This window comes from Streptomyces mayteni (assembly GCF_054783955.1).
In genome coordinates, this window is the sequence record NZ_BAAGPR010000315.1 from 1 (window position 1) to 515 (window position 515).

Here is a 515-nt window from a genome sequence, read left to right on the forward strand (position 1 = left end):
CGTTCCCGAGCGTTGACCGCTCTGGCCGGCACCGGCGCAATGGTCTCCCTGCCCATGAACGCCGAGGACGCCACCGAGTTGATCAGCACCTGGGAGGGTCGTCTTCATGTGGCGACGCGCAACGGGCCAGTCTCCACCGTCGTGGCGGGAGATGTTGAGGCTGTCGAGGAGCTGATCCTCTGGTGTGAGGGACAGGAGGTTCGGGCCCGGCGGATCGATGTCGACTACGCCTCCCACACCCCCCACATCGACCAACTCCACGACACCCTCGCCGAAATGTTGAGGCCGGTGACCCCCCAACAAGGCAGGGTCCCGTTCTACTCCACCGTGACCGGACACACCGGCGGCCCCATGGCTGACACCACGGTCATGGACGCCACCTACTGGTTCGACAACCTCCGCCACACCGTCGCCTTCGACACCACCATCACCACCCTCCTGGACGCCGACCACACCCTGTTCATCGAAGCCTCCCCCCACCCCGTCCTCACCATCGGCATCAACGACACCATCGA

1 protein-coding gene is annotated in these 515 nt (G+C 65.2%); it reads left to right on the plus strand.

Annotation, left to right across the window (positions count from 1 at the left end; genetic code table 11):
• Positions 1-54: 54 nt before the first annotated feature.
• The coding region (locus ACYVPE_RS40040) for an acyltransferase domain-containing protein (RefSeq protein ID WP_461038760.1) at positions 55-515 on the plus strand (461 nt) is incomplete at its 3' end.